Source organism: Mesorhizobium sp. M4A.F.Ca.ET.022.05.2.1 (assembly GCF_003998845.1).
In the GTDB taxonomy this organism is placed as follows: Bacteria; Pseudomonadota; Alphaproteobacteria; order Rhizobiales; family Rhizobiaceae; genus Mesorhizobium.
The window spans coordinates 1-5,489 of sequence record NZ_RZOJ01000403.1 but is presented as its reverse complement, the minus strand read 5'-3'; the positions used below and the strand labels follow the sequence as shown (position 1 = coordinate 5,489).

General features: G+C 65.0%; 6 protein-coding genes. 5 read left to right on the top strand and 1 reads right to left on the bottom strand.

Translation table 11 applies throughout. From position 1 onward, the window contains the following. A partial coding sequence (locus EN745_RS28985; protein WP_145992182.1) for a PRC-barrel domain-containing protein occupies window positions 1-1,149 on the top strand: 1,149 nt, incomplete at its 5' end. Between the two features lie 51 nt (window positions 1,150-1,200). On the opposite strand, the gene EN745_RS28980 is transcribed toward EN745_RS28985, so the two are convergent. Further along, window positions 1,201-2,751 (bottom strand): alkaline phosphatase family protein, encoded by a 1,551-nt coding sequence (locus EN745_RS28980; RefSeq protein ID WP_126058005.1) that lies wholly within the window; start codon window positions 2,749-2,751, stop codon window positions 1,201-1,203. Window positions 2,752-2,971: 220 nt separating this feature from the next. On the opposite strand from EN745_RS28980, the gene EN745_RS28975 reads away from it, so the two are divergent. The 4 genes from EN745_RS28975 to EN745_RS28960 all read left to right on the top strand — a co-directional run. After that, entirely contained in the window at window positions 2,972-3,904 is a 933-nt protein-coding gene (locus tag EN745_RS28975; protein WP_126058006.1) for a VOC family protein, read from the top strand. 3 nt (window positions 3,905-3,907) lie between these two features. Beyond that, window positions 3,908-4,543: an alpha/beta hydrolase gene (locus EN745_RS28970; protein ID WP_126058007.1), complete on the top strand. Its 636-nt coding sequence runs from the start codon at window positions 3,908-3,910 to the stop codon at window positions 4,541-4,543. After that, a complete protein-coding gene (locus EN745_RS28965) occupies window positions 4,536-4,835 on the top strand; it encodes a GNAT family N-acetyltransferase (protein ID WP_027166574.1) in 300 nt (99 codons plus the stop codon). Before EN745_RS28970 ends, EN745_RS28965 begins: the two co-directional genes overlap by 8 nt. Window positions 4,836-4,977: 142 nt before the next feature. Then, the coding region (locus EN745_RS28960; protein WP_189363190.1) for a membrane dipeptidase at window positions 4,978-5,489 on the top strand (512 nt) is incomplete at its 3' end.

The window sequence follows — 5,489 nt, the reverse complement described above, 5'->3', positions numbered from 1 at the left end:
GTCTATAACGGCACGGCCGACGATGCCCAGGATATCGGCAAGGTCAGTGATGTCGTCTTTGACGAGACCGGCAAGGCGAAATCCGCCATCATCGGCGTTGGCGGTTTCCTTGGCATAGGAGCCAAGGACGTCGCCTTCGACTACGACAAGCTGCAATGGGTCGAGAAGAACGGCGACCGCTGGCTTGTCGCCGAGACGACGAAGGAAGCCCTGACGGCCCTGCCGGACTTCGACAGGAAGCCGTATGATCCGGCACCGGCTGCTCAGACCGACACGACAGCGCAGGCGCCGTCGACCACGACGGACGGCACTGGCGCGCAGAAGCCTGTCGATATGAATGCCGCGCCGGCTGAACCGGTGAAGAAGGCAGATGGCAACCTCGCCACCAACATAATCGGCGAATCCGTCTACAATGGCACAGCCGACGACGCGCAGAACATCGGCGACGTCAATGACATCGTTCTCACCAAGGACGGCAAGGCCGAGGCGCTCGTCATCGGCGTTGGCGGCTTCCTCGGCATAGGCGAAAAGAACGTCGCCTTTGACTTCGCCAAGGCCAAGTGGGCCGAAAAGAACGGCGATCGCTGGCTGGTCGCCGAGACCACGAAGGAAGAGCTGCAGGCGCAGCCGGACTTCAACCGCAAGGCCTACGATCCGGCGCCGGCAACCACAGCGTCGACCGAGGTCCCGAAGGCCGCGGCTCCGACTGCGACCGCTCCGGCGCCGATGGACAAGACAGCCGAGGCCCCGGCCGCTCCTGCGCCTGACGCCAAGGCAACCGACCCGACACAGACCGCGGCAATCGATAAGTCGACGCTGACGGAGATGCCGGTCGGCGAGATCCGGGGCGACGACCTGAAAGGGACGACCGTCTACGGCGCCAACGATGTCCAGGTCGGCGAGATCGGCGATGTCGTGCTGACGCCCGACAACAAGCCGGACGCGGTGATCGTCGATGTCGGCGGCTTCCTCGGCATCGGCGAAAAGGAAGTCGCTGTCGGCATGGACAACCTCAAATTCATGACCGACAAGGACGGCAAGAAGTACCTCTACACCACCTTCACCAAGGAACAGCTCGAAGCGCAGGCGGCCTATGACAAGGGCAGCTACGCCGAACAGCGGGACCAGCAGAGGATGATAGTGAAGTAAAGGCAATGGGAGTTGGGCGGTAGGCAGTAGGGAAGCAAGCTTTTCTACTGCCTACTGCCTATTCACATATCCAACCACGCCATCCTCCGTTAGCTCCGCCAGCGCCAGCGACTGGTCGAGATGCTCGGCCCGCCAGGCCAGCAGCCTTTCAGCAAATTGCAGTCGGACCGCGAGATAGGCAGGATCGTTGGCGACGTTGGTCAGTTCGCCCGGGTCCCTCGCAAGATCGAACAGCAACGGCGGCAGGCCGCCGCCGAAATGCACATATTTGAAGTCGTTCGAACGGATGACGGCGAGGTTGCACTGGCGCGAGCCGATGCCGAAGTGGCGCTCGGCCTCGCCGTCGGCCACCGAGCGGAAATCGAATTCCCAACGCGCGGCGTCGCGCCAGTCGCGCGGCGCGCCGCCTTCCAGGAACGGTTTCAGTGAGCGGCCGTCGAGGTGCGGTGGCGGATCCTCGCCGAGGAGATCGAGCAGGGTCGGCAGGATATCGACGGCTTCGCTGAAGCAGTCGACCTTGCCGCCGGTCGCATGGCCCAGGCGCGGGTCGCGGATGATCAGCGGGATGTGGTAGCTGCCGTCGAAGAAGCCGCCCTTGCCGAGCATGAAATGCTCGCCCATCATCTCGGCGTGGTCGGAGGTCAGCGCGATCACGGTCTCGTCCCAGGCTGTCGCCGCCTTGAGCGCCTGCCAAAGGCGTCCGAGTTGCGCGTCGACTTCGGAGATCATGCCGTAATAGATGGCCCGGATGGCGCGGATATTGTCCTCGCCCCAGTCGCGCACCCTGCCTTCGGCGCCGGGGCGGAAGTTCTGCCGCATCCGGCAGTCGAGATCGTAAGCGAGGTAAGGGTGGCTCTCGGCCTCGGCCTGCCAGCGCCCGGCGCGACTGAAAGCGGGACCGTCGGCCGGATCATACATGGTGTTGTAGGGCCCAGGCACGATGAAGGGCGGGTGCGGGCTGATGAAAGAGAGATGCGCGAACCAGGGCGCGCCGCGCTCCTGCTCGCCCAGCCAGCGGATGAACTCACCAGCGAGGAAAGCCGTCGGCGTCTGGTCCTGCGAGTAAACGGGTGGCGCATTGGACACGGGGTCGCTCGGTTCGCCAACCGGGCGGTGGATGTCCGGATGGCCGGCACTGACGTCGATGCCTTGGGCCCGCAGCCAGGATAGCCAAGGCTTCTGATGCTCGGGCAGGAATTGGCGCACCGTGAAGCCGGGCAGGACGCCCTCATAGGTTCTCAGCCTGGGGTCGCCGGGTGAAAGCAGGCGCGGATCGAGCGAGACGTCGGTATAGCCGAAAAGCGTCGGGTCATAGCCAAGCGCCCGGGCGGCAAGCGCGATGTTGCCGTGGCGGGCATCCAGCGGCGTGCCGTTGCGGCAGACGCGGTTGTTCATCTGATAGAGGCCGGTATAGAGGCAGGCGCGCGCCGGCGAGCAAGGGGCCGCGCCGCCATAGTGCCGGCGAAACAGGACGCCCTCGGCGGCAAGCGCGTCGGCATTCGGCGTTTTCACCACGGGATGACCGGCGGCGGAGAGGCAATCGCCGCGCCACTGGTCGCATGTGATCAGGAGAATGTTGGGGCGTCCGCTCTTGCTGGCCACGCGCTTGCTCCTTATCCGGCACGCCGCTCATGGAGCCGAATTCAGGCCGCCGCGCAAGGCCCCTGCCCATCTATTGATTGGTGAACAAACAGTGCGATATTGTTCACTTTTACAGCACAGTCCATTCTGTGTTTGCGTCCTTTGCCGCGGCCGTGCCGATCCTCATATTGGCGTGGACAGCGGCGAGGGCCGCACCAGCCAAAAAGGAAGGAGCAAGACAATGCTCGACCAGATCAAGGGCCTGCATCACGTGACCTCGATGGCCAGCGATGCACGCCTGAACAATGAATTCTTCACCAGGAAACTCGGCCTGCGCCGGGTCAAGAAGACCGTCAATTTCGACGCGCCCGACGTCTACCATCTCTACTATGCCGACGAGGTCGGCACGCCGGGTTCGGTGATGACCTATTTCCCGTTCCCCAATATCGGCAAGGGCCGGCATGGGGTGGGCGAGGTTGGCACCACGGTCTATTCGGTGCCCGAAGGCACGCTTGCCTATTGGGAAAAGCGCTTCGCCGACGAAGGCGTGAGCGGCGTTTCCCGCACGGAGAGCTTCGGTGAGAAGCGGCTCAACTTCGCCGGTCCCGACGGCGACGGTTTTGCGCTGGTCGAGGACAGGTCCGATAGCCGAGCGCCCTGGGTGAAGGGCGGGGTCCCGACCGACGAGGCGATCCGCGGTTTTCACTCGGTCGCCCTGAGGCTGAAGGACGGCGGCGCCACCGAGGAGTTGCTGAAGTTCATGGGCTACGAGGAGGTCGACAAGTCCGGCAATATCCGCCGGCTGGCGATCAAGAACGGCAATGGCGCCGATGTGGTCGACATCGAATCGTTGCCGGGTGCCGGCTTCGCCAATCTCGGCGCCGGCTCGGTCCACCATGTCGCATTCGCGGTCGAGGATCGCGCCAGGCAGCTCGAGGTCCGCAAGGCGCTGGTCGATACGGGCTACGGCGTGACACCGGTGATCGACCGCGACTATTTCTGGGCGATCTATTTCCGCACGCCGGGCGGCGTGCTGTTCGAGGTGGCGACCAACGAGCCGGGCTTCAACCGCGACGAGGACACCGCCCATCTCGGCGAGGCGCTGAAGTTGCCGACGCAGCACCAGCACCTGCGGCCCTATCTCGAACAGCACCTGCAGAAGCTGGAAGACTGAGCCATGAGCAAGGATGCCTACTTCCACAAGCTGCTGCCCGGTTCGCCGGGCAGCCCGCTGCTGTTCGTTTTCCACGGCACAGGAGGCGATGAGAACCAGCTGATATCGCTGGGGCGCGAGCTTCTGCCCTCGGCAACCATCGTGTCGCCGCGCGGCGACGTGTCGGAGCAGGGCGCCGCGCGCTTCTTCCGCCGCACCGGCGAGGGCGTCTATGACATGGACGACCTCGCGCGGGCGACCGGCAAGATCGCCGGCTTTATGAAGGCGCATGTCGAGGCGGCGAAACCCTCGGCAGTTCTCGGGCTCGGCTATTCCAACGGCGCCAACATCCTGGCCTCGGTGGCTTTTGCGCAGCCAGGCCTGCTCGACGCGGCGGCGTTGATGCATCCGCTGATCCCGTTCGAGCCGCAGGTGAAAGGCAGCCTTGCCGGCCGCCATATGCTGATCACGGCCGGCAAACGCGATCCGATCTGTCCGCCCAGCCTGACGTCACGGCTGGAGGCCTATTTGCGCGCCGATGGCGCCGATGTCACAGTGGAATGGCACGATGGTGGGCACGAGGTGCGGCCGAACGAAATCGAGGCGGCGCGGCGGTTCTTCGCCGCCTTGCCGGTTGAAGGGAGCGTGAGCAATGGCTGATCAATTGCCCGAGATCGAACTGGAGGATCGCGGCTCCAAGGGCCGCTATGTTCTGCGCGGGCCCGGCGGCGCCGAGGCCGAGATGACCTTCACCAAGATCGGCGAGCACCAGCTCATCATCGACCACACCGAGGTGCCGGACGTGTTTCGCGGCCAGGGCGCGGGGCTTCGCCTCGTCACCCGCGCCGTCGAGGACGCGCGCGCGGCCGGCAAGAAGATCATCCCGCTCTGCCCGTTCGCCAACGCCCAGTTCCGCCGCCATCCGGAATGGGCCGACGTGCTGAAGCAGTAGTCGCCGCCCCTTTGGGTCGGCAGCCACAAATCCAAGCGCCGGTCTGGCATTTGCGCGATTTAGCCATCTTGCCTAAGTAGAGGTATCGTCCGCGGGCGCATTCGCCGTCCGCGGCCCGCCACCTCAAGCCAATGGCCTCCTGATGACCGCAACCGACCTCATCCCCGTCTTCGACGGCCACAACGACACGCTGCTCAGGCTCTACCAGTCGAAGGAAGCGGATGTCGAAAAGCTGTTCATCGAAGGCACGCCGGGCGGCCATATCGACCTGCCCCGCGCAAAAGAGGGTGGCTTTGCCGGCGGCATGTTCGCGATCTTCCCGCCGCCGATCCAGAAGACCAAGCGCAGCGCCGTGCCGCCGGCGCCGAGCGACAACGAACCCCTGCCGCCGGAGCTGCCGCGTGCCGAGGCGGTCACATCGACCATCGGCATGGCCTCGATCCTGTTTAGGCTGGAGCGGGCAGGCGCGCTGACCGTCTGCCGCAGCGCCGGTGACGTGCGCGAGGCGATGGCGAAGGGCTCGATCGCGGCGGTGTTCCATATCGAAGGCGTCGAGGCGATCGATCCCGAGCTTGCCATGCTAGACGTGCTGCACGTCGCGGGGCTGCGCTCGCTGGGCATCGTCTGGAGCCGCCCCAACGCCTTCGGCAACGG

What these genes read in the sequence shown, in the direction of transcription:
- EN745_RS28970 (WP_126058007.1), top strand. Translation starts at nt 3,908, where the DNA reads ATGAGCAAGGATGCCTACTTCCACAAGCTGCTGCCCGGTTCGCCGGGC.
- EN745_RS28965 (WP_027166574.1), top strand. Translation starts at nt 4,536, where the DNA reads ATGGCTGATCAATTGCCCGAGATCGAACTGGAGGATCGCGGCTCCAAG.
- EN745_RS28975 (WP_126058006.1), top strand. Translation starts at nt 2,972, where the DNA reads ATGCTCGACCAGATCAAGGGCCTGCATCACGTGACCTCGATGGCCAGC.